This window comes from Halobellus inordinatus (assembly GCF_024464655.1).
Lineage (GTDB): Archaea > Halobacteriota > Halobacteria > Halobacteriales > Haloferacaceae > Haloquadratum > Haloquadratum inordinatus.
In genome coordinates, this window is sequence record NZ_JANHAV010000007.1 from 144,404 (window position 1) to 168,500 (window position 24,097).

Here is a 24,097-nt window from a genome sequence, read left to right on the forward strand (position 1 = left end):
TTGTATAGAAAGCAGTGGTGTCGGCTCCGTCTGCCGGGACATTGTTACTACACGACCGGAGCATCCACAACCATTGACCTCCTCCTCCGCGTGAACGCGGAGGAATCCCGCCACGGGATTTCAGGCCCAGCGTTGTGGCCTGTTGGTTTCAAGACGCATACGGTCCACGCGTCACTTGCTGGGTTTCAGCATCCGCGTGGCTGTCTTGTGGCCCAGTCAAAGAGGCCCCATCCGTAGCCGAGTCATCGTCACCGGCCTTCTGCCGGGAAGTCCGGTCGCTTCGGCGGTGACTCTCTCCACTACGGTAGCGGTCTGCAATGTTTATCGCCCCGTTCACGTCGGCTTGATACTCACCGACCCAACAGCCGTCGTTCGAGCATCTGAACGTCGCCTGTCGTGGCCGGGAGCCAACTTCACCGCAGGCGTGGCACGCCTTCGACGTGTTCCGGGGATTCACCGTCTCGACGGGAATCCCCTTCTCGGCGGCTTTGTAGCGAACCTGTGCGTGGAGCTTGGCAAAGCCCCATCCGTGCAACCGCCGATTCATATACTCGCCGTAGTCCATATTCTCGCGGATGTACGTCAGGTCTTCCAGCACCAATACCGGATTCTCGACGGACTCGGCGTACTTCACGACCTCGCGGGTCACACGGTGGAACACATCGTCAATCCGGTCCCACAGTGCGTCACCGAACGAGTCTGCGATTCGCTCACTGCCACGCTTCTGAAGCCGTCTCTTGGCGGTGAAGTACGTTTTGCGGAGCCGACGAACGGCCTTGCCGTCGTCGGCCCACAGTCGGGGGCGAACAGGAGAACCGCTCTCGTCGCGGTGACACACCGTAACGAGACTCGCTTCTCCGATATCCACGCCGATGGGCGTTCTAGCGAGCCCAGCGAGACAGGGCTCGCCAGACTCGTCTGGTGGCGTCCGCTCGTCGGCGGATGCCACAGATTGCTCGGCCACGTCGCGGGTAACGGTGATATGGAGATACCACGTTCCCTCGCGCTCGAACAGCCGACTTTCGCCCATCTCGGCGTCGTCTGCGTACGCCGCTTCGAGCCACTCCCGCTGTTCGGGATTGGCGCGTGCTGGAATCCAGAGGTGGTAATCTTCGTGATGCGGGACTTTGACGTACCACTCGATAGCGTTCTGTGGTTGATGGTCGAGTTGCAGCCCTTCGTTGGTGAACCGTACCGGGTGGTCGTCGTGAAGCTCGTCGGTGTCGTAGCTGGTGTGGAGTTGTGGGACGTACTTCTTGAGGGCGTTTTTCGCGTAGCCACTCAGGTCGTACTCGACAACCACGTCGTTGGCCGCTGACTGTGTGTCACAGCCAGCGGCGAAGGCGGATTGAAGTGCCTGCTGGTAAGTGTCCCGTGTCTCACGAAGCTTCTGACGCTTGTGGACGTTTGGGTCCACAAGCTTCAGTTCGAGCGTTTTCGTGACCTCGCCCATCGTCGCCGTACTCTATTTCTCGGATGGCATCGATATATAGCTCAGCCGTCCAGAGTGAAAGTGAAAGTAAAAGCGAAACCGTGGGAAACCCAGCACTGCTAGAACGGATTAGTCCACAATAGTGTCCGCTCGACCCCCGCCTGTTCGTTCCTCAGTTCCGACAGGACGTCGGAACACTCGTCACTCACGAGAAGGCGGGGGTATGCGCTCGTATCTCTATCAGTTTCCCGACTATATTACGCCCCGTGGTTACTCCTCGGCGATCGCGACGGTCTCCTGTTCGAATTCCTCGCCGTCCCACCGCCACGAGCCGAGATACGGGTGGCCGTCGAACGCACAGATCACGTAGGAGTACCCCGGCCACGTTGCACGGTCGGCGTCGACGGCGCTCGGACGCGCCGGCCCCGTCGGGTGCGTGTGATAGAACCCGACTACGTCGAGTCCTCGGGATTCGATCTCGTCGATCTGTTCTAGTTGCGCTTCGGGGTCCATCGCGTAGCGAATCTGTGGCGCGTCCGCGACGTTCTCGACGCGGGAAACGTCTGTGACGCGACTCGCGTCGGCTCCGTGTTCTCCGGCGAGGACGCCACAGACCTCCTCGTCGCCGCCGGCGTACCCGTGATGGACGATCTCGTCGTAGGCGTCGCGGCGAATGGTAAGCACGTGCGTTCTAGGGACGCTCGCCGCAAAAACTCTCGCCCCGGCTTACGCGTCGCTGTCGGCGTCCGTTTCGAGTTCGTACTCCCAGGCGTTGTAGCCGCCTGCCATACTCCTGACGGACGTCTCCGCGCCGACGCCCTCGTAGCTGCTGATTAGGCGGGCCGCCTGAACCGACGACTGCCCGATCGGGCACGCGACGACGACGTCCTCGCCCCACTCGATCTCGTCGATCCGGGTGTGGAGTTCGGCCATCGGGACGTTCTCCGCGCCCGGGATGTGACCCTGATCGAAGGACGACGGCGAGCGGATGTCGATGATCTGCACGTTCTCGCCCGCATCGAGCTTCCGCTTGAGTTCGTCGGTGCTGATCTCCTCGACTGTCATCGGGTGATCACCCGTCGAGAGTCGGCGTCGGACGTCGATAATGCGTCCGTTCCGGGGCGTTTGCCCGGTCGCTGAAGTGTCATCGTCCTCGTGATATACTGCCTCCCGGAACAAACTCATTTCGGAGCGGCGGCTCCCTCGCCTCTTTTTGTAGCCGCCGTTCCTACACTCCGGTGATGGAACTCGTCGCAGTCGCCGCCGTCGCCGAGAACAACGTCATCGGCCTCGACGGCGAACTCCCGTGGGAAAGCATTCCCGCGGACAAACGGCAGTATCGCGCTCGCGTCGCCGATTCCGCGGTCGTTCTCGGCCGCGAGACGTTCGAGTCGATGCGCGATCACCTTCCCGGGACCCACCAAATCGTGCTGAGTCGGACGGAACGCGAGTACGACGTCGCGACGGCGACGCACGCAAGCGACGTCGACGAGGCGGTCGAAATCGCCGAGTCGCTGGGTTTGGAGACCGTCTACGTGCTCGGCGGGGCCGAGATCTACGCCCTCTTCCAGCCGCACGTCTCCCGGATGTTCCTGAGCCGCGTGCCCGGCGAGTACGAGGGCGACGTCCACTACCCGGTGTGGGACAAGGAGGAGTGGGAACTCGTGTCGACGTCGGACGAGGACGGTTTCACGCTCGAAGAGTGGGTCAGGCGGAAGCGCGTGGACTGAAACGTTTGGCTATCCGAGCGAAGCCCGTCGCTCTCTGCATCGCCCCGTCGTCCACCCGACCGCCCCGCCGCTCTCCGTATCTCCGTTGTTCTCTACCTGATCCTCGCGTCAATTACATACTGTCGGGGGCCTAATTAACGGCTAATGACCGCGATAGCGACGTTCGGTGGCGGCTGCTTCTGGTGTACTGAGGCGGCGATGCAGGAACTCGACGGCGTCGAGTCTGTCACGTCCGGGTACGCCGGCGGCCACACCGAGAATCCGACGTACCGGGAAGTCTGCTCGGGGAGCACCGGCCACGCGGAGGTCGTCCAAATCGAGTACGATCCCGACGTCATCGGCTACGACGACCTCTTGGAGGTGTTCTTCGCGACGCACGACCCGACGCAGCTGAACCGTCAGGGCCCCGACGTCGGCTCGCAGTACCGCTCGATCGTCCTCTATCACGACGACGAACAGCGTCGGCAGGCCGAGGCCTACGTCGAGGCCCTCGACGAGGAGTACGACGACGACGTCGTGACGGAAATCGAGCCGCTCGAACGCTTCTGGCCCGCAGAGGAGTACCACCAGGACTACTTCGAGAAGAACCCCAACGACGCGTACTGTCGGATGCACGCGCAACCGAAGGTCGAGAAGGTACGCGAACGGTTCGCGTCGAAGGTAACGCAATAACGGCTTCGCGTCGTCTGTACTCCGGTCGGACTCGCCGCAGCGACGGATTCGGAGATGCCACAGCGGGGAGACGCCACCGCGAGCAGACGCCGGCCGTTCCGGCGGCGGTACGAGTGCCGTTACTCCTCGCTGCCACTCAGGTGACCGGGAACCCACTCGCCGTCGAAGTCCTCGTGGAGGAAGGGCGTCGCGTTCTCGCCGGCGTACGTCGCCACGAGCTGGCCGTCGCCTTCCAGATGGTACTTGTAGGTCGTCAGTCCCTCCAGACCGACGGGCCCGCGGGCGTGGATCTTGCCCGTGCTGATTCCGACCTCCGCCCCGAGTCCGAACCGGTAGCCGTCGCTGAAGCGCGTCGACGCGTTGTGGAAGACGCTCGCCGCGTCGATCCGCTGCATAAATTCGGCGGCGCGGTCTGCTTCCTCGGTCACGATCGACTCGGTGTGCTTCGAGCCGTAGGTGTTGATGTGGTCGATGGCGTGCTCCAGCGAGTCGACGACTTTCACCGACAGGATCAGATCGCCGTACTCTGTCGACCAGTCTTCCTCACTGGCAGCGTCCATCTCGACGATGTCGCGCGTGCGTTCGTCACCGCGGAGTTCGACGCCCGCCTCGCGGTAGCGCTCGACGAGGTCGGGCAGCAGGTCTTCGGCGACGGACTCGTCGACCAAGAGCGTCTCGACGGCGTTACAGACCGCTGGGTACTGGACCTTCGCGTCGAAGGCGATGTCGGCCGCCATCGAGAGGTCCGCCTCGGAGTCGGCGTACACGTGGCAGACGCCTTCTGTGTGGCCCAGGACCGGGATGCTCGTGTTGTCCTGGACGTAGCTCACGAAGGCGGAACTCCCGCGCGGCATCAGGAGGTCGATGGCGTCGTCCATCCCGAGCATCGTGTCGACGTCCTCGCGGGCTTCGATGTGCTGCGCCCAGCCGTCGGGGATGTTGGCGGCGGCCTCGACGATCGTTTCGTAGAGAATGCGGTTCGAGTGCGTCGCTTCGCTGCCGCCTTTGAGGATGACGGCGTTGCCCGATTTGAGGCTCAGCGCCGCGATCTGCACCAGCGCGTCGGGACGGGACTCGAAGACCGTGCCGATGACGCCGATCGGGACCGACAGCTTGTAGAGCTCCAGGTCCTCGTCGAGGCGTCGTGCTGCAAGCGTCTTTCCGAGGGGATCTTCCTGTCCAGCGACGCTGCGGACCATCTCGGCGATGCTTTCGAGCTTCGACTCCGAGAGTTTCAGGCGGTCGACGAACGCCTGGGTGTACTCCCCGGCTTCGAGCATCTCTTTGCCCTCTTCGACGTCGATCGCGTTGGCTTCGAGAATTGCCTTGCTGTTTTCCTCGATGGAGTCTGCGATCGCGTGCAGAGCGTCGTCGCGGGCCGATTCAGAGAGGTTCGCCAGCTCTAACGCTGCGGACTGTGCTTCGGTGACTTTCGCCTCAGTTTCTTTCTGGCTCATCAGTGATCGTTGATAGGGGTGAAGATGGTTCCGACGGCCTGTTCGGTGGCGACCTTTTCGAGGACGTCTTCCTCCGTCGAGCGGGCGATGACCGCGGGAATGCCGTGTTCGCTCACGGACCGCGCGCCCTGCACCTTCGTGCGGATGCCGCCGAAGGAGCCGCTCGCACTCGAATCGACGATCTGCTCGACTTCGTCGTAGTTGCGACCGACGGCTTCGATCAGTTCGGCGTCCGCGTCCTCTTTGGGGTTTCCGGTGTAGACGCCGCCGACGTCGGTAAGCGTGACGAGCAGGTCGGCGTCGACGCCGATCGCGATCGACGCGGAGATCATATCGTTGTCGCCGATCCGGATCTCCTCGGTCGCGACGGCGTCGTTCTCGTTGACGATCGGGACGACGCCCCACTCTAGGAGCGTCTCGATCGTGTTCTTGAAGTTGGTGAACCGTTCGGGGTTCTCGAGGTCGTGTTCGGTCACGAGAATCTGCGCGACGGTCAGCCCGTAGCGCTCGAAGCTCTCGGTGTAGCGCCGCATCAGGTGACTCTGCCCGATGGTCGAGAGCGCCTGGGACTCCTCGACGGTGTCGTCGCTCGCGAAGCCGATGCGGCCCTTCCCGGCCCCGATCGCCCCCGAGGAGACGAGGATGACCTCTTTGTCGCGCTTGACGAGTCCGGCGACGTCGTCGACGAGTTTGTCGAGTTTCCCGTCGTCGAGGTTTGATTCGTCGTCGGTGAGCGAGTTGGTGCCGGCCTTTACGACCACGCGCCCGGCGCTCGCGGCGAGCGAGCGTGCTTTAGCCACTTCCGCCGCTTCGACGGCGCCGCTCATTGTTCGGCGTCCTTCGCGGCCTCCTCGGCCAACTCGGCGGAGCGCCGGCTCGCGGCACTCAGCGCGTCGCCGACGACTTCCTCGACGTCGCTGTCCCAGAGGACTTCCATCCCTTCGATCGTCGTCCCGTTCGGCGAGCAGACGGCGTCGATCAGTTCATCGACCTCTTTGTCGGAGCGGAGCACTGTCTCGGCGGCGCCCTTGAACGTCTGTGCGGCGAGGACTTCCGCGTCCGCCTCGTCGAGTCCCTCCTCGACGGCCCGCTTTTGCATCGCCCCGAGGAGATAGAACACGAAGGCGGGACCGCTGCCGTTCAGTGCCGTCGCGACGTCCATCAGATCCTCGTCGATCTCGACGTACTCGCCGAGGTCCGAGAGCATCTGTGCGACGTTCTCGTCGGGCTCGTCCCAGGAGACGGCGGCAGCCATATTTCGCGTCTCCGCGGCCAGATTCGGCATCACACGCACGACGGTGGCGTCGGTCTGCGGCTGGACGACGTCCGTCGAGACGCCGGCGGCGATTGTCACGAGCGTCGTGGCGGCGTCGAGTTCCAGGTCGTCGAGCACGAGCGGGACGATGTCGGGCTTCACCGCGAGGACGACGACTTCGGAGTCGTGAACGTCCGCGATGTCGGTCGTCGTTCGGTCGGCGTACTGTTCGATCGCTTCGAGAGCCTCGGGCGCTACGTCGTAGGCCGTGATGGTGTAGCCGTCGGCCTGAGAGAGCCCCGTGATCAGAGCGCTCCCCATATTGCCGCAGCCGATTACGCTGACGTCGATCATCTTGTGACTCTATAGACGGGGCCGCCGATATACGAACTTTGGTTTCCGATCGGTTCCTAGCGATGTTGTCTTTGGCGCACACGCGGGCGATCATCCGGGAAACAGAGCGCGAACTGCTCGGTCAGCCGTATACTGACCACGGTTTGCTATAGTAGCGTTTGCAACTGATTACACAGCCAATCGCACGACTGCGTGCGATTCGGTGCGTGAAGACTTGCAAACGCTACTATAGCGAATCCGATCCACCTCACCACGATTCTCTCTCCAGACGTGAGTACGCCCTCCGTCTCGGTATTCAAAACTATGATCCAATATATTCATTCATTAGTTGTGTTCACTAACTATGTTCTCCGATTGTGTTCGCTGGTTACGGTGGATGGCGAGTGAATCTACGCCCCCACGCAGTCATCGCGTGGCAGCAGATTTTGGAATGGTAAACCTGGAATATTAAACGAAAAAGGGAGCGAGAGGACGTCATAGGGATTATCGTAACTGTTCGGAGAGTCTCCCCGTCCCGTCCGGCGAGACATCTACGAGGACTTACGATAGACCCTATCAGTTGCGGCGTCCTCGACGATACAGCAGGAGCGCGACTCAGCGCGCGCTACAGGTGTCGACGCCGATGAGCGAGTAGAGCCCGCAGAAACCGGTCACGGCGGTCCCGACGAGGACCAGCGCGATTACGCCGAGGATGGGAGAGAGGATCATCGGCCCCGGAACGAGGTTTCCAAGGAGGCCGAGCGAGATGACTCCCGCGAATGCGCCGAGGACGATTCGAACGAGACTGTCTGTCTGACCGACGTTTGTCTCCATACCTGTATATTGGTCCGTTCATACATAGTTGTTCTTGCCACTGCGACCGCTCGACTGGTCTCTTTGACTGGGGCTGAACACGCCACGGCGCTGATGCAGCAAATTTGGTTCTAATCTACTGGAACTTTCGAAAACCCTTGCAATATTGTATCGTAATCGAATTCTAATGTACTCTGGATCCCGTATTCTGTCCCACACGATGTCACAGATCCCGGCCACGACACCCCAGGAACTGAAGGAAGCCATCGCGGACGGCGAGGAACTGACGATTCTCGACGTGCGCCAACCCCACGAGTTCGAAGACAACCACATCGAAGCCGAGAACGTCGAGACGATCAACGTCCCGCTGAACGAACTCCAGACGCTGGGACCGGACCAACTCCCCGACAGCGTCTCCGACGACCGGATCGTCGCCGTCTGCCGCTCGGGTAACCGGAGCAGTTTCGCGACGCGAATCTTAGATCAGGCCGGTCTCGACGTCGAGAACTTACAGGGCGGAATGCGGAGTTGGAAGCAGGTCGCAAGCGTTCCGTCGTAAGTTCCACGCTCCGTTATCACCGGGGGCGTCTGAGACTCGCAGTCCGGATTCCAGATCGAGGCGTGAGGTTTTCTGTTCTCGTCCCGTAGTTATTTCTCTAATGGCGTTCGACGCAGTCGTCTTCGACCTTGACAACACGCTCTGTCGGCAGGACGGTGACGTGGGGGCGGCCTACCGGCAGGCGTTCGAACAGGTCGGGACCGAGCCGTTTGGCGAGACCGCAGACCTGTGGAGTGCACTCGATGGCTCCCCGGATCCGAACGACCGCATCGGCTACCTGGGTGCCGGCTTCGCCCGCGTCGCCGCACAGTACGACCGGAGAGACGTCGATCCGATCGCCCTGGCGAGCGCGCTCCTCGACGGTATCGACACGTCGGCAGTAGCCTTCCTCCCGGGTGCCGAGCGAGTGCTCGAGACCGCCCGATCCCACGGTCCGGTCGCGATCCTCACGAACGGGCCGCGGCGTCGGCAGCGAGCGAAGATCCGGGCGCTCGACCTCGAAGATGCCGTCGACGCGATCGTCTATGCTGGGGACCTTCCGCGGCGAAAGCCGCACGTCGATCCATTCGAGATCGTCCTCGAGGAACTCGGCGTCCGTGCCGGACGATCGGTTTACGTCGGCGACTCACTGGAGTACGACGTTGCTGGCGCCCACAACGCCGGACTCCAGGCCGCCTGGCTCCGTCCCGACGGTGAGGACGCCGGACGCTACCGCCCGGAGTACGAACTCGATTCGCTGACCGAGCTACACGACGTGCTCACGACAGAATGACGGAGCGCCCCGACCTCTCACTCCGAAGTGTCCTCTCCGCAGTCGCCCCCGGTCAGAGCGTCACTTCCGTGAACTCGATCGAGCGAGGGAACCGCAAACGGACCGCAGTCGTCCGGTTCGCAGGCGCCGACCCGATCGTCGTCCAGCAGACGCCGACCCCGAGGAGTGCCCGGGTCGAAGCACGCCTGCTCGCGGCGATCGACGAGCGGACGTCGGTCCCGGTCGCCCGCCCCATCGACAGCGGCGACACCGGCGACGACGGGTGGCTCGTCACGCCGCTCCTCGCCGGAGACGACCTCCACGAGGCGTTCGTCGATATCGACGCAGCCACGCAGCAGGCAATCGCCGGCGCGTTCGGTCGCTTCCTCGCGGAACTTCACGAGGTTTTCCAGTTCGGCCGGTACGGTCCGCTCGCGGTCGACAATGGCGATCTCGTCACCGAAATCCGATCCCCTCGGTCCACGCCGATTGGCGACGAGTTCGACCTGGAAGACGGGATTTCTGGCGGTGTCGCCGCCGCCACGCCGGCGGAGTGGCGCGAGTGGCTGGTCACATACGGACGGGCGAACGTCGCTCGACTGCCCTCTGAGTTCGACGACCTCCGATCGGAGCTCCTCGATGTGGTCGCGAGCCTCCCGGCGACGACGGGACCGGCACCGCGGTTGTTCCCGTGGGACTTTCGACCCGGGAACGCACTGGTCGCCGACGGCACTGTCACGGCCGTACTCGACTGGGAGTATCCCCTCGCCGCCGACCCTGCGCTGTCGGTAGCGAAGGCGGAGTACCTCGTCGCGGACTGGTATGTGTCCGAAGTGCGGGCCGATCGGCTCCGCGCGGCGTTTCGTGAAGGGTATACGTCCGTCCGCGACATCCCGGAGATCAGACCGGCACACCGCGTCTGTGCGATCGCGAGCGCTGCGGTGGACTCACGCGGCGTCGTCACGAACCCGCAGTACCCGCCGGTCGGGCGGGCGGCCGCCGTCGAATTTCATCGGCGGGCGCTCGAACGAGTCCTGTGACGCGATTAGCGACTGCGAGTGCAGGTAGATAGAACGCTGAGAGAGCACATCAGACCGGCAGCCCATCTGATCGTCAGCGCGACGATTCGATTCCGGCGGGTGGAAACCGTGCGCCGATCAGTACGTCGCGTCGACGATATCGTCGTCGAGGGCCTCGAACTGCGCGAGGTACTCCTGCCGTTCCGTGCGCAGCGCGCTGTGTGCGTCCGCGAAGTCCTCGACGTGATCGGCGACGACGTACCGGTCGATGTCGATGCCGGGGACCTCTGTGGGGACGGTCAGCCCGAGAGAGTCGTCGGCCGCCCATTCGATCGTGTCGCGCGCGACGCCTTCGAGAATAGCGACGGTCTCTTCGACACCGACGTCGACGGGGTCGTCGGTCCCGACGACGCCGGTGTTGATGACGAAACAGTCGAGGTCGAGGTCGGCGATCAGGTCGCGGAAGCGGTTGCCCTCTTCGCCCTCCGATCCGATGATGAACGGGTTCGTGCCGACGACGCGGATCGACTCACCGATGCGCGAGGGGTCGCCAGCGCTCGTCTCGACGGATTCGCCGAGCATAAACGCGACAGCCGCCTGCGCGTCCGAGAGTTTCGCGATCGGCGGCATCAGCGGGTTGCGGGTGATGAAGAACACCTGATCGACCTCCTGAAGGTCGATGTCGTCGGCCGAGCTTTCGAGGTAGTCGCGACGGATCACCGCGCGGGCGTTGCGGCCGTGCCGCGGTTCGTCGAAGTGGACCGTTCCGTCGTCGTCGACGGCGACGTTTTCGAGGACGGCGCTCTCGTCGGTCGCCGCGCTGTGGAGTTCGGGCTGTTCGTCGGCGTCGAGGCCGAGGGTCTTGATGTAGAGCCCGCTTCCTTCACTCCCAGCGACGGTGCCCGAGGGCAGCAGCGCACAGACGTCGTCCTGCAGCATCTCGGCACCTTCGGGATCGTCGAGCCAGAGTCCGTGACTGGTCAGCGTGGACTTGCCCGTCCCGGACAGTCCGAGGAACAACTGCCCGACCTCCCGATCGCCGTCCTCGTCGTCGAGGGTGACGCGTTTGCTGCCGGCGTGCAGTCCGAGACCGCCCGCCTGCTTCGCGCGGCGCATAAAGAGCCGCAGGAACGACTTCTTCGCCTCGCCCGTGTAGTCGCTTCCGAGCACCGTCGTCAGCCCCTCGTCGGGAAGTACGCGGATGCGTGGCTCGTCGGTCGCGTCAGGTAGTTGGACGGTGACGAAGTCGGGCGACGCGTCCTCCGGGGCCGGTTCGAGGAGTTTCGCCCACGCCAGCGCGATTCGTCCGTACTCCTTGGGGACGAAGAGGCGACACACGGCGGCGACCTCCTCGTGTCGGCCGACGACCCGGTCGACACAGAGGACGTCGTTGGAGGCATCGTTGACCCAGTCGATGCCCTGCTCGAAGACGTCGATGTCCTCGGCATCGAACGACCCGTCGACGTTGTTTACCGTCCGGTCTGCGCTCCGGGAGCGGTACTCACTCACGTAGGAGGGTGCTCCGAACTCGGTCGTCGTTTCGAGGGGCGCGGAGAACTCCCGAAGGTCCGCAAACGAGGGGTTGTATGTGACGTGGTCCGCCGCCACCGGATCAGGAAAGTCGGCGACTGTCGGCCAGCGGGTCGAATTTGCCATATAGGGTACGATCCGCGATTTGCTCTCATAAGATTGTTGAATGCCGTGTATCAAATAATAAAATTCGTTTTATTTCTTCAGTACTATATAATCGCTCTCCTATAGATGCCCGCGGACGCCTGCGACCGCGGCTTCGAGTCGGAAACGGGGCTCCTGTCTCGAAAATAGATAATATATGATATGACTGCGCAATAATATTAGCTTCCGGAGCGAAACGTAACGTATGGACCCCGTCCCCTTCGAGAACGAGCTCACGTTCGAGACACACCGCCAGAACGACACCGTCGAGGAGTTCCACCAGTCGTACGAGGACGCAGTCACGGACGTCCGAGCCACGCTCGGGAAATCACATCCGCTGTGGGTCGACGGCGGTCCCGTCGACGCCGACGAGCAGTTCACAGTCACGAGTCCGGGCGACTTCGACGTCACGATCGGGGAGTTCGCTGCGGGGACCCCCGACGACGTCGATCGCGCGGTCCGAGCGGCGGCCGCCGCGTTCGACGAGTGGCGGCACACCGCTGTCGAGGAGCGCGTCGAGATCTTCCGCGACGCTGTCGAGGAGCTCCGTGAACGGAAGTTCGAACTCGCTGCGACGGTCTCGCTCGAAAACGGCAAGAACCGCACCGAATCCATCGCGGACGTCGACGAGGCGATCGACTTCCTCCGGTTCTACAGCCGCGAACTCGAACGACACGACGGCTACGAGTTCGATACCGGCGAACCGACGCCGGGACAGCACTGTCGCAACCTCTTGCGACCGTACGGCGTGTTCGGCGTCATCGCGCCGTTCAACTTCCCGATCGCGATCCTCGCGGGGATGACGACGGGGGCAGTCATCACCGGCAACACCGCCGTGGTCAAACCCGCGAGTGCGACACCGTTGATCGCGCACAAATTCGTCGAGATCCTGACCGACGCCGGCCTGCCCGACGGCGTCATCAATCTCGTCACCGGGGGCGGCAGCACCGTCGGCCAACCCCTCGTCGAACACGAGGACGTCGCAGGCATCGTCTTCACCGGCTCGCGAGAGGTCGGGCTCTCGATCGAGCGGACGTTCCAAGACCTCGGCAAGCGCGGCCCCGTCATCGCCGAACTCGGCGGGAAGAACTCCGTGATCGTGACCACCGCGGCAGATATACAGAAGGCCGTCTCCGGCGTGGCGATGGGTGCGTTCTCGTTCAGCGGGCAGAAGTGTTCGGCGACTTCCCGCGTCTACGTCCACGAAGACGTGTTCGATCAGTTCCTCTCCCGACTAGTCGAGAAAACGGAGTCGCTCGGAATCGGACCCACCGAGGCCGAGGAGACGGTCGTCTCCCCGGTCATCGACGACCGGGCACTGGAACGGTACGCCGACATCTGCGAGCAGGCGGCCGCCGAGGGCACGATCCACACGGGCGGCGACGTCGTCGACGCCTCCGACCTCCCCGACGGGCGATACGTCGAACCGACCGTCGTCACCGACGTCCCGCACGACCACGCGCTGGCGCGTGAAGAACACTTCCTCCCGTTCGTGACGGTCCATCCGGTCACGGACTTAGCGGAGGCAATCGACAAGGCCAACGACAGCGACTACGGCCTCTGTGCCGGCCTCTTCTCCGAGGACGAGAGCGAGATCGAGACGTGGTTCGATCGGATCGACTCCGGGATGTGTTACGTCAATCGCGCCCAGAGCGCGACGACCGGCGCGCTCGTCCAGGCTCAGCCCTTCGGCGGTTGGAAGTTCTCGGGGACGACCGGGAAGTTCGCCGGCGGCTACTGGTACCTCCCGCAGTTTATGCGCGAACAGAGTCGGACGCACGTGAGGGACGCTCGGGAGTGATCGGCGTCGCACAGAGCGAATTCGACGACCTGCTCGCGGTGCCCCTCGACTCCCGGCCCTCGAGACGCACCCTATCGACGAGTCGAACCTCTTACCCGGCTCAGACGCCGGATCTGACCGTCCCGTACGGGCTGGTGGGTTGCCCCGGCTTGTAATCTCGAATCGACGAGGTCACTGGTCGGACAGTTGGATGGCCAGTTCACGAGCCCGGTCGACGTGTGCGTCCGCTTCTGAATTGCCCGTTTCGTCGATTTCAGCTAAGAGATCGACGATCGTCTGTGCCCGGCCGGCGGCGACGGTCGGATCGTCTATGTCACGGAGGTCCGACGCGATAGATTCAGCTTCACCCAGTACACGACTGGGCGTCCGGTCGACCGGAAGTTCGGCCGTCGCCGCCAGTGACTCGTACAATTCGACGCGTGGATCGGCAGTCATCGAACTGAGGTACAGTCCGGGCCGGAAATAGCATTGCGGGTGTTCTCGGTCGCCCCGCGATCGTCCGTTGTCCCACTGAGCGGTCCTGCTGGATGGGTGCGGGGCCGAATTCAAGCGGCTCTCGACGTGTCGGCGCAGAAAGACCGACGTGGTGTTCGTCGTGTCGCCGGCGTAGCTACTATTCCTGGTACGGTGCGTAGCTTATACACCACGCCTCGGGGTCGATCGTCCCCTCGACGATGGCACAGGCCCCTAACCCGTCGCCGTTCTTGTCCTCGATGTAGAACGTACAGCCGGAACACTGCTGGCCCTCTTTCGGTTCCTCTTGGTACTGTACGTCCGATTTAGCCGACAGGCTGTCGGGGTCGCGCTCTTGCCCGCCCAGCGACGTTGCCGTGGCGTACTGCTCGGGCACGGTGTCGTCGTCAGACGGCGGCGCCGTCGTCGTCGGTGCTTCGGTCGTTTCCTCGCCGCCTCCGTCGCCGCCGCCGTTACCGGAACACCCAGCGAGACCAACCACTGCTGTCGTGCCGGTCAGTTGCAAGAACCGTCGACGTGAGTTACCGTTTCCGTCTGCCATACTCACACAGAAGGCTGGAATCGGCTTACCGCTGCGGGCAGTTCCTGCGGCACGGGAAGTACCCATACGTTGATTACGTCAGGAAGCATAATACCGTGTTCTCATAGGGGCGAGCGCGGTGCCACTCAGACAGACGTTCGCCTCGGGTTGATGGATCGCGATACCAGTAAGCACTCAAAACTGGCACTCCGAGGCGTAGGTATGAGTGTCCCCGATACCTTCGATTCCGACCTGACGCGGGCCCAGTTGGGGCTTGCTGCGGTCGTCGCCCTCGTCGGCGCGGTACTCACCCTCCCAGCAGTACAGTCCGTACTCTATGGTGCCCTCGTCGGCACGCCCAGCATTCTCCAGTGGGGCATAGTGTCGGCAGTGATTGCTGCCGTCGGGGTGGTGCGTGAGCGGCAGGAACTGCTGCTGCTCGGCGTCGTCGTCTTCGTCGTCCTCGGCGTCTTCGTCGGCCCGGTCGTGGGCGGCGTCTACGCGCACACCGATATGGCGACGCAGGTGCAGCAGGACGCGACGCGGTTGGACACGTTGCCAAATACGTCCACGGAGAACGTGCGTGTGCTGCCCCGGAGCGTCTCCGACAACTACGCGCAATCGTCGATGCAGTATCCGCAGTACCGGCTCACGGGCTCGGACATCGCCTACCACAACGGTTCGTACGCGTGGTCGCACGGACTCGCGCCTGACAACTTTATGGTGGCGTGGTTCGGCACACAGAGAGGCGCGCTGTACGTCGATATGACGACGACGCAGAAGCGGGTCCAAGTGGAAGAGCGGACGTTCACCCACGGCCGCGGCCAGCTCTTTTTCGACTCCTATCAGTACCAACAGGTGCTGCACTCCCCGCTGAAGCGCCACAACTGGGAGACGACGTTCAACGCCCGAGCGAACGGGACCTCCTACATCGCGCACTCGACGACCGTCTACGACTGGAAGTTCCGGCTCGCACCCATCCCACAGCTCTATGCAACCCCCCGACACGGGTCCGTCGAGCTAATGCGCTCCGATGGGTCGATCGAGAGTCTGTCACCCGAGGCGGCTCGGTCGTCGCCGCTCCTCCGCGGGCAGAACTTCTACCCCTACGAACTCACGATGTTCAAAGTCGAGTCGATGCAGTACGTCAACGGCGCGCTCAACAAGTGGTTCTGGAAGGAGGACGTGTTGGCGATCGCCGATCTCCCCGAAGCGGGCAACAGGTGGCCGATCGTCGTCCCGACCGACGGCGACGACCCCGAATTGACGTACTTCGTCGCCACCGAACCCACCGGGAGCGGCAACGGCGTGTACGAGGTCTGGACGATCGACGGCCAGACCGGAGCGATCGGCGTGCAGGGCTACGACGAGTCCCAGATCGGGCCACAGAAGGCGGTCGACTTCGTCGAGCGTCGGCCGCAGGTCAATCGCCTCTCGAACGCCGACGCGATTGCGCCCGTGCCAGTCGTGAAGGGAGAGACTCTCTACTGGCACGTCAAGGTCGTGCCGCGAAGCCGCTCCGGCGTCGTGTACACGGCGTTCGTGAACGCCGAGAGCGGCGACGTCACGCTCGTCGAAGGCACGGAACCGATCTACGCCTTCCTGACGCAGTCGGAGTTCGAGAACGTCCAGGACGAGACTGACGACCGGGCCGGTGGGACGACAGTCACGGTCGTGGTGACGAACGCCGACGGCGAGATCGTGGGCACGCGGAACGTCACTGTCCCCGAGGGCGGTGGCGTCTCGATCAACGTCCGGGATCGGACGGCGAACAACTCCACCGCCCAGGCGAGCTAGCGACCTCGAATCACCTCTTCCCACCTGTGACGGCCACTTCGAGCGCGAAACTGGCCGCGGAGACGATGTCGCCGATGCCGACCGTGCTCGCGGGGTCTGCGACGACTCGGTTGGGGGCGGCCACGACCCTCGGCGTCGTCAACACGCCGTCTTCGGCGCTGGCACCGACAGCGTCTGCGAGCGTCTCGATCGCGTGCTTTCCCGACTCTGCGGGGTCGTAGTCGAGCCCCGCTTCGAGATCCTCCGGGGCGCTGATACGGCCGGTGGCCGCCTTCGTCGCCGCGTTGATCGCGGCGAATTCGAGCCCCCGGCGGACGGCGTCCGGAGAGAGGTACTCGTCCATCACCGCGAGATGGTAGTCCATCGCGTGCAGTCGGATGCAGTCGACGCCGAGGTGGTCGACGAGGGATTGCAGGACTCGGTAGTGTTCGAGGATCTCCGCCGCAGGCGAGTCCCGATCCGGCAGATCCCCACCGGAGGCCGACGAATCCGTCGTCGCGCCGTCGCGGTCGACGTCACCCCGCAACAACCCCAGTTCGTTCGGATCGAGACCGATGACGTTCGCCTCCGGGAGGATTATCTCGGTGATCGCCGCGCGGAGGTCGTCGTCGTGGGTCACGGCGTACTCGACGTGGACCGGAAAGTCGCCGCCGGACCGTAGTCGAGCCAGGGTCTCGCGGGCGTGTCGTAGCGTCTCCACGTAGCCGTCGTCGATGTTCTCAGGCGTCAGGTTGTGATAGCCCGCCAGTAGGGCACCGTCGATCTCAGCACCCACCTGGTCGACGACCGGATCTAGGTCGCCGGCGTGCAAGTCGAACTCCGGCGGTCGCGACGCCGCGATGAATCGGGTGTCGCCGGTCGCGCGGACGCCGAACAACTCTGCTCCCTCCCGGAACTCGAAGATCCAGTTGATCTTGGTCCGTTCGGTGTTCGTCGCCTCGGCGACCGGGACGAACGAGACCGTTCCGTCTTCGACGCGTGGATATCTGACGCCCTCGGGTCGCTCGAACATCGACTGCTGGGTCTCAGACAGGAGATACGTGTACAGTATCGGGGCGGCGTCGAGCGTCGAGAGGAGATTCGTCATAATCCCCGCCTGTCCGCCCATCTGCATCGCATCCGGTTCCAGTCGCGTCTCCAGTTCGTCCGCGAGTTCGGACGTCATCGCGACTTCGTCGCCTTCCCCCGTCGCCATCGTGTGTGTGATCGCCGTCGCGAGGTCCGACGCCGAAGCGAGGCGGGCGGGCGGGGCCGCCGTGCCCGGTTCGTCAGGCCGCGGGAGTTCGGCTTCGAGGGCCGGGCCGACATCGACGACCGCGTCGACGTTCGCGTTGTACGCGAGAAAGACCGGCAGGTCACGGAGTGCGCTGAGGTCGGCGTCGAGGTCGTCTTGCGGGGACATATTGGTTCTGTGTTTCGTCCGTTGTGACAAATCAGTAACGACAGTCCGTGTCTCGTCCGCTGTGGCATCGGCGACGCTCCTGTCGATTTCCTGCCGAACGTTAACACGGATGACCACGTAGTCTCAAGTGATGACCAGCCAACCATTCGTTCGATCACTTGAGGACGTCGGCGGCGACGACGTGGGCTCAGTCGGCGGGAAGGCCGCGAACCTCGGCGAGCTCGCAGGCCTCGACGTCCCCGTTCTGCCGGGCTTTACGACGACTGCGGCGGCCTACGAGTACTACGTCGACGAGACGGGCATCCGCTCGGACATCGAATCGGCGCTCGATGGCCTGGACGTGGACGACGTGAGTGACCTCCAGTCGCGCGGCGAGCGGGTCAGACGGCTGATCCGGGAGGCGACGATGCCGCCAGACCTCGAAACCCAAATCGCCGAACAGTACGAGGCCGTCGCGCGAGAACTCGACACACGCGATCCTGCGGTCGCCGTTCGGTCCTCCGCGACGGCAGAGGACCTGCCGACCGCATCGTTCGCTGGCCAACAGGACACCTTTCTGGACGTGACCGGCCGGGAGGAGTTACTCGACGCTGTCAAGGGCTGTTACGCCTCGCTCTTTACCGATCGGGCGATCGTCTATCGGGAGAACAAGGGTTTCGACCACTTCGACGTACGACTCGCCTGTGTCGTACAGAAGATGGGTCAGGCGGACCTCGGCTCCTCGGGCGTGCTGTTCACGCTGGACCCCGACTCGGGCTTCGAGAACGTCGTCGTCGTCGAAGCCGCGTACGGTTTCGGAGAACTGATCGTCCAGGGAGAGGTCGATCCCGATCGGTACGTCGTATTCAAGCCGACGAACGGGATTCTCGAAAAACGGCTCGGGGGGAAAGCACAGCGAATGGTCCGGCAGAACGGCGACACAGTGGTCGAAGACGTTCCCGAGCCAGAACGAAACCAGTACGCGCTCTCGGACGACGAGATCCGGACGCTGGCGACGTACGCCGAGCGAATCGAGGACCACTTCGACCGACCGATGGACGTCGAGTGGCTCTTGGACGGCGACCTCGGGCAACTGTTCGTCGTGCAGGCGCGTCCCGAGACCGTTCACGGCGCGTCCGAGGCGAACGTGATCCGGTCGTATCGACTCCTCGAGGAGGGCGAGACGCTTCTCGACGGCGTCGCGATCGGCAGTGCGATCGCCACCGGCCGGGTCAAGCTGCTCGACGACGTCAGCCAGATGGACCGCTTCCAGGCGGGCGACGTCCTCGTCACCGAGATGACCGCTCCCGACTGGGTTCCGATTATGAAGAAGGCGAGCGCGATTGTGACCGAGCGCGGTGGAAAGACCTCCCACGCGGCAATCGTCTCGCGGGAGCTGGGCGTGCCCGCGGTCGTCGGGACCCAGCGCGCCACGAAAGTCCTCCGGGACGGCGACGCGGTCACGGTGGACTGTACCAGCGAAACGGGGTACGTGTACGACGGTGAACTCGAATTCGAGACCCGCGAGGAAACGATCACCGACGTGCCGGAGACGGAGACCGACGTGATGCTCATCCTGGGCGATCCCAGTCGCGCCTTCTCGCTCGCCAGCCTGCCGGTCGACGGGGTCGGACTCGTCCGAGAGGAGTTCATCATCACCTCCCACGTCGGCACGCACCCGCTCGCGATGCTCGAACGCGGCGAGGGCGAGCAGTACATCACCGCGCTCCAGACCGGGATCGCGAAGATCGCGGCGGCATTCTACCCCGATCGGGTCGTCGTCCGACTGAGTGACTTCAAGACGGACGAGTATCAGCGGCTCGAAGGCGGCTGGAAGTACGAGTTCGACGAGGCGAACCCGATGCTGGGTTGGCGTGGTGCCTCGCGGTACTACGACGAGGATTTCCGGGAGGCGTTCCGCCTCGAATGCGAGGCGCTGCGGTGCGTTCGCGAGGAGGTCGGCCTCGACAACGTGACGGTATTGGTGCCTTTCTGTCGGACGCCGGAAGAGGGAAGACGCGTCCTCGATATGATGGACGAACACGGCCTCTCCCAGACTGACCTCGATGTCTTCGTGATGGCCGAGGTGCCGTCGAACGTCGTGCTCGCCGATCGTTTTTCGGAGCTGTTCGACGGCTTCTCGATCGGTTCGAACGACCTCACGCAACTCCTCTTGGGCGTCGACCGCAACTCCGAGAAACTCGCCTCGCTGTTCGACGAGCGCGACGAGGCGGTCGCGCGGTCGATCGAGTCGCTGGTCAAGGAGGCGCACGAGCACGACCGACCCGTCGGTATCTGCGGCGACGCTCCCTCGACTGTTCCCGGCTTCGTCGACCTCCTACTGGAGGCCGACGTCGATTCGATCTCTGTCACGCCCGACGTCGCGATCGAAACGATCCAGAAGGTCAGCGAAGCCGAGAACCCCCCGTCGTAACGGCGGGTAGTCGGGCTTCCGGCACTAGTCCCCATCCCGACCCCGATCTCGATCCTGTGAGTTCACCCACACATTACAGGTCGGTGGAGTTCGTAGTTCGAACATAGCTATGACATCCACCCGTCGATTCGCAGACCGCACCGAGGCCGGAGAACTGCTCGGTGAGGCGCTCGAAGAGCGCGACACCGACGTCGACCTCGTGCTCGCCATCCCTCGCGGTGGCCTCCCGCTCGGACGGGCCGTCGCCGACGCGGTCGATGCACCCCTGGACGTCGTCGTCGCCAAGAAGATCGGAGCACCGGGAAATCCGGAGTTCGCGGTCGGCGCCGTCGCCAGCGACGGCTCCGTCTGGCGGAACGAGGACGCGCGCCACCGGTACGACGAAGAGTACTTCCAGCGCGAGCGCGAGCGAATCGCCGAGGAAGCCGAGCAGAAGGCCGAGCGCTACCGGGGCGACCGGCCGGCTCCCGATCTCGCGGGGAAGACCGTCGCGGTCGTCGACGACGGCGTCGCCACCGGCTCGACCGCCAAAGCCTGCCTCCAGATGCTCCGAGACGGAGACGCAGCGCGGATCGTGCTGGCGGTTCCAGTCGGACCGCCCGAAACGGTCCGAGAGTTAGAGTCGATGGCTGACGAGGTCGTCTGTCTCGAAACGCCGAGTCGGTTCATCGGCGTCGGCGGCTTCTACGAGAACTTCAGCCAAGTGTCGGACGGGGAGGCGATGGCGTACCTCGAATCGCCGGATCGCTGACGTCGTCGAGGAGTGTCCGATTGGGCTCAGTAAATCTCGATTTCGGTCACCATTCGCCGGACGACAGTCGGTTCCTGCAGCACGTGTCCCCCGTCGTCGACGGTTCTGGACCCGACCTCCTCGGTGAGGACGGCTGTGTCGTAGTAGATGTCGTCGGTTCCTTCGATCCGCGCGACTCGGTCCGCCGGATACATCACTGGCTCCCGACCCTCGTCGGTCACCGCGACCCAACCGTTCTCGGCGACGAACACGCGCTCGCTCTCGACCGGTTCGGCGTCGTCACGGAAGTAGACAGTCGCCATACCGTTACAGACGCGCGCCGTGCTAATTAATGTCCCAGTGCCTGAGACGGTGGCGTCCACATCACCTGATCGAGTCGGACTCGCCACCGTCGACCGCCGCCGCACAGTCCGTGCACAGTCCCGCCTCCGCGTCGTAATGCGTATCACAGACGAGCGCGCCGCACCGGCGACACTGGTGTTCGGCCGGAGCCGACTCGCAGATCTGACAGAGGCCTTCGACGCTCATCGTTCAATTGCTGGTCAGGATCGGCATCTCCGAGCGTCTGAGCACGCGGGCGGTCGTACTGCCGAGGTACCTGTCGGCCTCCCCGTGGCCGCGCGTTCCCATCGTGACCAGGTCGGCGTCGACCCCGTCGGCGTAGTCGAGGAGTTCTTCGTGGGGGACCCCGCGGAGCACGTTCGACGTCACGGGCAGATTTCGTTCGCGCGACGCGGCGGCGATCGATTCGACCGCGTTCTCGCCACCCTGCTTGAGCATCCCGACGATGCTCTGCGGAACGTCGTCGAATTCGTAGGTCGTCGTGTCGACGACGTAGACGACGTGAACGTCGGCACCGTACCGCTCGGCGATACCGAGGCCGTGTTCCGCCGCCCGTTCAGCGGCGTCGCTGCCGTCGGTGGGGATCACGACGTGGTCATACATCGCGTAGCCTGACTCCGGGGCCGGTTCCGCAGAGAATCGGACGGCCATCACCGGGATGCTGGTGGACGTCACCACACGCTCTGTCGTACTTCCGAGTCGGGACCGTTCGGCACCCGCGCGGCCGTGCGTTCCCATCACCACCAGGTCGATCCCGTTCTCGTCGACGTAGTGGCGGATCACCCGGTGCGGACGCCCGGTTTCGACGACCCGGACCGTTTCGAGTCCGAGGTCGTCGGCTCGCTCCTGGATTCGAACGGCCGCGTCCCGGCCGCGTTTCTCGGCCTGTCCTCGGAGCTTCTCGCGAGCAGCCGCTTCCAGCCCCGCCGGCTCCGCACCGGTGTCGACGGCGTGCAAGATATGGACTGTGGCTTCGCTCGTCCGTGCCAAGTCCAGAGCTCGGGCGATTGCGTTTTCTGCGCCAGTGCTTCCGTCGGTCGGGATGAGGATGTCGTCGTACATAGATGGACCTGCGTGATCACGGGCTAGGAAGACTGCCCACGCGCTGGGTGCTGCCGTCGGTTCGCCGGCTGGGATGGTCGCATCGCTGGCTGACGAGAGGCGGGGAAGTCGTTTTGTTAGCCCGTGCTTACTGTTAATCCTCGCGAGCGGGCGACTCGCCGCCGACGCGGACCGCCGATCGACCGAAGCAGATTAGCTTTGTACTCTGAGCGCAATATACATCCAATGAGTACGATCCGACCGGCCGAACTCGACGAACGACTCGACTCCGGGTCGACAGAGGACCTTTTGGTGGTGGACATCCGCCCGACGTCTGCCTATCGGGCAGGTTCGATCGACGGGAGTCGGAACGTCCCGGTCTACGAGGACCTGCGGAGTGGTGACGACTCCACGCTACGCGGTCGCCTCGACGAGATCCCCGCCGACAAGGACGTCGTCGTCGTGTGCAAGCAGGGGATGGTCGCGAAACGGGCGACGAGCATCCTCCGTGAGGAGGGGTACGACGCGATGACGCTCCTCGGCGGGATGGGCGGGTGGAACGGCTATCAGAAGGGCTCCCTGGGCTACAAGCTCCGCTCGCTCATCTGGAAACTCTCGTAGGGAGCGGATCGCAACGAGCGCGTGAGGTGGCACCGAGTCGTCTCAGGCGAAGACGAGCATTGCGGCGCCGAGCGACAGCACGCTGACGGCCACGAGCGCGCTCAGGACGACCAAGAGCGGTTTGATACCGGTTCGCCGCATCCCCTGAATTTCGATGCTCGTTCCGAGACCGACGAACGCGACGAGGAACAGCAGTTGGTAGCCGCGTTCCAGCAGGGCAACCTCCGCGTCCGAGAGGAGACCGGCGCTGGCGACGCCGGCCACGAGCACGAATCCCAGGACGAACTTCGGGAACTGGCCCCAGAAGTACCGCCAACTCGCTACCGACGTCTCGCCGTCGCCGCCGTTCTGCCGGGCGTAGTAGACCGCATAGAGGATCGCGACGACGCCGATGAAGACGTTCCGTCCGAGTTTCGTGACCGTCGCCCACTGGCCGGCCGTCGGCGAGTACGCGAATCCGGCCGCGACGACCGGTCCCGTACTCACCATACTGATCCCGGCCCAGATACCGAAGACGATGTCCGGGAGATCCAACAGGCGACCGATCGCCGGATACGTCGCCAGCGTGACCGCGTCGAACAGGAGAATCGTCGCCACCGCGTAGGCGATCTGCTCGCTCTTCGCGCGGACGCCGCTGGAGACGGCGACGATCGCAGAGACGCCACAGATGGAATATCCGGCGGCCAGCAGCGAGCCTAATCGGTCCGGGATCTCGAAGACGTTCCGCGCTACCAGTTCGACGAACAGGAGACTGAAGCCGAGGAAGCTGACGACGAGCACCAGTAAGGAGAGCCCGACCGAGAGCAGCTGGTCGACCGCGATCCGCGCACCCATCAGCACGATACCGGTCTCCAGCCAGAGTTTGTGCGTCGCGAGGCCGTCTTCGGCCCACTCGGGGGTCCCGACAGAGTTGGCGACGACGACCCCCAGCCCGACGGCCAAAATCAGTCTGTTGACGCCGACGGCCGTCGAGAGAACGTGTGCGACGGCCGCCCCAGCAACGAGAACTGCCACTCCGGGGACCACTCGCGCCGTGTTTCGAGCTATCATTGAGATGATCGGTTGTGTACAGTCAGATCAGTTATATTCCTGGCTACGAGACAAGGACGACCGAGAGCACGAGAGTTCCAAGGATCACTGCTTTCCAGTCACGATCCAGTGCCGTCCACCGGTCGAACGCCAGATCGATCGGGTCCGGTCCGGCCGCCGTGTTCGAGGAGTCTTCGTTCGACATCGCTTA

26 protein-coding genes are annotated in these 24,097 nt (G+C 63.9%); 10 read left to right on the top strand and 16 right to left on the bottom strand.

The genetic code is table 11. The annotated features are described in order from the left end of the window. Positions 1-148: 148 nt before the first annotated feature. The 3 genes from NO347_RS13440 to NO347_RS13450 form a co-directional block, all read right to left on the bottom strand. A complete protein-coding gene (locus tag NO347_RS13440; protein ID WP_256290117.1) occupies positions 149-1,453 on the bottom strand; it encodes an RNA-guided endonuclease InsQ/TnpB family protein in 1,305 nt (434 codons plus the stop codon). Positions 1,454-1,702: 249 nt separating this feature from the next. Beyond that, positions 1,703-2,116: a desampylase gene (locus NO347_RS13445; protein WP_256290118.1), complete on the bottom strand. Its 414-nt coding sequence runs from the start codon at positions 2,114-2,116 to the stop codon at positions 1,703-1,705. 42 nt (positions 2,117-2,158) lie between these two features. Further along, complete coding sequence (locus NO347_RS13450) at positions 2,159-2,497, bottom strand: rhodanese-like domain-containing protein (RefSeq protein WP_121569646.1); 339 nt, start codon at positions 2,495-2,497, stop codon at positions 2,159-2,161. Between the two features lie 176 nt (positions 2,498-2,673). Here NO347_RS13450 and NO347_RS13455 point away from each other — a divergent pair, with 176 nt between their 5' ends. Next, entirely contained in the window at positions 2,674-3,162 is a 489-nt protein-coding gene (locus NO347_RS13455; RefSeq protein ID WP_256290119.1) for a dihydrofolate reductase, read from the top strand. A gap of 144 nt (positions 3,163-3,306) precedes the next feature. Continuing rightward, positions 3,307-3,834 (top strand): peptide-methionine (S)-S-oxide reductase MsrA, encoded by a 528-nt coding sequence (msrA, locus tag NO347_RS13460; protein WP_256290121.1) that lies wholly within the window; start codon positions 3,307-3,309, stop codon positions 3,832-3,834. A 119-nt stretch (positions 3,835-3,953) separates the two neighbouring features. Here the strand turns inward: msrA and NO347_RS13465 are convergent, their stop codons facing one another. From NO347_RS13465 to NO347_RS13480, 4 genes are all read right to left on the bottom strand, one after another. After that, positions 3,954-5,291, bottom strand: coding sequence for a glutamate-5-semialdehyde dehydrogenase (locus NO347_RS13465; protein WP_256290123.1), 1,338 nt, complete (start codon positions 5,289-5,291; stop codon positions 3,954-3,956). Beyond that, positions 5,291-6,118 (bottom strand): glutamate 5-kinase, encoded by an 828-nt coding sequence (gene proB, locus NO347_RS13470; protein ID WP_256290125.1) that lies wholly within the window; start codon positions 6,116-6,118, stop codon positions 5,291-5,293. The genes NO347_RS13465 and proB overlap by 1 nt, the downstream gene beginning before the upstream one ends. Further along, positions 6,115-6,900 (bottom strand): pyrroline-5-carboxylate reductase, encoded by a 786-nt coding sequence (gene proC, locus NO347_RS13475; RefSeq protein ID WP_256290126.1) that lies wholly within the window; start codon positions 6,898-6,900, stop codon positions 6,115-6,117. The genes proB and proC overlap by 4 nt, the downstream gene beginning before the upstream one ends. A 594-nt stretch (positions 6,901-7,494) precedes the next feature. Then, positions 7,495-7,713: a YgaP family membrane protein gene (locus NO347_RS13480; protein ID WP_256290128.1), complete on the bottom strand. Its 219-nt coding sequence runs from the start codon at positions 7,711-7,713 to the stop codon at positions 7,495-7,497. A gap of 199 nt (positions 7,714-7,912) precedes the next feature. On the opposite strand from NO347_RS13480, the gene NO347_RS13485 reads away from it, so the two are divergent. The 3 genes from NO347_RS13485 (at position 7,913) to NO347_RS13495 (ending at position 10,042) form a co-directional block, all read left to right on the top strand. Further along, on the top strand, positions 7,913-8,251 hold the full coding sequence (locus tag NO347_RS13485; protein ID WP_256290129.1) for a rhodanese-like domain-containing protein: 339 nt from the start codon (positions 7,913-7,915) through the stop codon (positions 8,249-8,251). Positions 8,252-8,351: 100 nt separating this feature from the next. Beyond that, entirely contained in the window at positions 8,352-9,023 is a 672-nt protein-coding gene (locus NO347_RS13490; RefSeq protein WP_256290131.1) for an HAD family hydrolase, read from the top strand. Further along, positions 9,020-10,042 carry a phosphotransferase family protein gene (locus tag NO347_RS13495; RefSeq protein ID WP_256290132.1) on the top strand — a complete coding sequence of 341 codons (1,023 nt, stop codon included), beginning with the start codon at positions 9,020-9,022 and terminating at the stop codon, positions 10,040-10,042. Before NO347_RS13490 ends, NO347_RS13495 begins: the two co-directional genes overlap by 4 nt. A gap of 117 nt (positions 10,043-10,159) precedes the next feature. Here NO347_RS13495 and NO347_RS13500 read toward each other — a convergent pair whose 3' ends face one another. Next, a complete protein-coding gene (locus NO347_RS13500; RefSeq protein ID WP_256290133.1) occupies positions 10,160-11,677 on the bottom strand; it encodes a phosphoenolpyruvate carboxykinase (ATP) in 1,518 nt (505 codons plus the stop codon). Between the two features lie 223 nt (positions 11,678-11,900). Between NO347_RS13500 and NO347_RS13505 the strand changes: the two genes are divergently transcribed. Next, on the top strand, positions 11,901-13,496 hold the full coding sequence (locus NO347_RS13505) for an aldehyde dehydrogenase family protein (RefSeq protein ID WP_256290134.1): 1,596 nt from the start codon (positions 11,901-11,903) through the stop codon (positions 13,494-13,496). 171 nt (positions 13,497-13,667) lie between these two features. On the opposite strand, the gene NO347_RS13510 is transcribed toward NO347_RS13505, so the two are convergent. Together NO347_RS13510 and NO347_RS13515 are read right to left on the bottom strand one after the other, a co-directional pair. Next, positions 13,668-13,931 (bottom strand): DUF8152 family protein, encoded by a 264-nt coding sequence (locus tag NO347_RS13510; RefSeq protein ID WP_256290135.1) that lies wholly within the window; start codon positions 13,929-13,931, stop codon positions 13,668-13,670. Positions 13,932-14,109: 178 nt separating this feature from the next. Next, positions 14,110-14,511 (bottom strand): high-potential iron-sulfur protein, encoded by a 402-nt coding sequence (locus NO347_RS13515; RefSeq protein WP_256290136.1) that lies wholly within the window; start codon positions 14,509-14,511, stop codon positions 14,110-14,112. A 201-nt stretch (positions 14,512-14,712) separates the two neighbouring features. On the opposite strand from NO347_RS13515, the gene NO347_RS13520 reads away from it, so the two are divergent. Then, positions 14,713-16,287, top strand: a complete 1,575-nt coding sequence (locus NO347_RS13520; protein ID WP_256290137.1) for a hypothetical protein — start codon at positions 14,713-14,715, stop codon at positions 16,285-16,287. Positions 16,288-16,297: 10 nt separating this feature from the next. On the opposite strand, the gene NO347_RS13525 is transcribed toward NO347_RS13520, so the two are convergent. Continuing rightward, positions 16,298-17,689 (bottom strand): ADP-dependent glucokinase/phosphofructokinase, encoded by a 1,392-nt coding sequence (locus NO347_RS13525; protein ID WP_256290138.1) that lies wholly within the window; start codon positions 17,687-17,689, stop codon positions 16,298-16,300. A gap of 130 nt (positions 17,690-17,819) precedes the next feature. Here NO347_RS13525 and ppsA point away from each other — a divergent pair, with 130 nt between their 5' ends. Both ppsA and NO347_RS13535 read left to right on the top strand, forming a co-directional pair. Beyond that, complete coding sequence (gene ppsA, locus NO347_RS13530) at positions 17,820-20,102, top strand: pyruvate, water dikinase (RefSeq protein WP_256290139.1); 2,283 nt, start codon at positions 17,820-17,822, stop codon at positions 20,100-20,102. Positions 20,103-20,211: 109 nt separating this feature from the next. Next, complete coding sequence (locus tag NO347_RS13535; RefSeq protein ID WP_256290140.1) at positions 20,212-20,853, top strand: phosphoribosyltransferase; 642 nt, start codon at positions 20,212-20,214, stop codon at positions 20,851-20,853. 26 nt (positions 20,854-20,879) lie between these two features. On the opposite strand, the gene NO347_RS13540 is transcribed toward NO347_RS13535, so the two are convergent. From NO347_RS13540 to NO347_RS13550, 3 genes are all read right to left on the bottom strand, one after another. Continuing rightward, positions 20,880-21,155 (bottom strand): hypothetical protein, encoded by a 276-nt coding sequence (locus tag NO347_RS13540; protein ID WP_256290142.1) that lies wholly within the window; start codon positions 21,153-21,155, stop codon positions 20,880-20,882. A gap of 61 nt (positions 21,156-21,216) precedes the next feature. Then, complete coding sequence (locus NO347_RS13545; RefSeq protein ID WP_256290143.1) at positions 21,217-21,381, bottom strand: hypothetical protein; 165 nt, start codon at positions 21,379-21,381, stop codon at positions 21,217-21,219. A gap of 3 nt (positions 21,382-21,384) precedes the next feature. Beyond that, positions 21,385-22,257 (bottom strand): universal stress protein, encoded by an 873-nt coding sequence (locus tag NO347_RS13550; protein WP_256290145.1) that lies wholly within the window; start codon positions 22,255-22,257, stop codon positions 21,385-21,387. Positions 22,258-22,482: 225 nt separating this feature from the next. Here NO347_RS13550 and NO347_RS13555 point away from each other — a divergent pair, with 225 nt between their 5' ends. Next, entirely contained in the window at positions 22,483-22,857 is a 375-nt protein-coding gene (locus NO347_RS13555) for a rhodanese-like domain-containing protein (protein WP_256290146.1), read from the top strand. Between the two features lie 42 nt (positions 22,858-22,899). Here the strand turns inward: NO347_RS13555 and NO347_RS13560 are convergent, their stop codons facing one another. Then, positions 22,900-23,907 carry a YeiH family protein gene (locus NO347_RS13560; RefSeq protein ID WP_256290147.1) on the bottom strand — a complete coding sequence of 336 codons (1,008 nt, stop codon included), beginning with the start codon at positions 23,905-23,907 and terminating at the stop codon, positions 22,900-22,902. Positions 23,908-23,950: 43 nt separating this feature from the next. Then, positions 23,951-24,091, bottom strand: a complete 141-nt coding sequence (locus tag NO347_RS13565; RefSeq protein WP_256290148.1) for a hypothetical protein — start codon at positions 24,089-24,091, stop codon at positions 23,951-23,953. Between the last annotated feature and the right edge of the window lie 6 nt (positions 24,092-24,097).